The organism is Rhodococcus sp. IEGM 1307 (assembly GCF_030056915.1).
Classification (GTDB): domain Bacteria; phylum Actinomycetota; class Actinomycetes; order Mycobacteriales; family Mycobacteriaceae; genus Rhodococcus_F; species Rhodococcus_F opacus_D.
Window position 1 is genome coordinate 1 of record NZ_JASHKW010000155.1, and the last position, 206, is coordinate 206.

Annotated in this window: 1 protein-coding gene; it reads left to right on the forward strand. The window is 64.1% G+C overall.

Annotation, left to right across the window (positions count from 1 at the left end):
• The coding region (locus QM841_RS43135; RefSeq protein ID WP_283336823.1) for an ATP-binding cassette domain-containing protein at nucleotides 1–206 on the forward strand (206 nt) is incomplete at both ends.

A 206-nucleotide genomic window follows, 5' to 3' on the forward strand; every position in this document is an offset into this window, starting at 1 on the left:
GCGGCGAAACGATCGCCCTGCTGGCACGACTGCGCGGCGGACTCGCCGAACAACGCCGCGGAGAAATCATCGATCGGTTCGCTCTGGTTCCGCGCAAGAAGGCGCGGAGCTACTCCACAGGTAACCGGCAGAAGGTAGCCCTTGTGTCGGCCCTCTCGTCACACGCCAGGGTTATGCTCATCGACGAACCCACCTCCGGTCTGGAC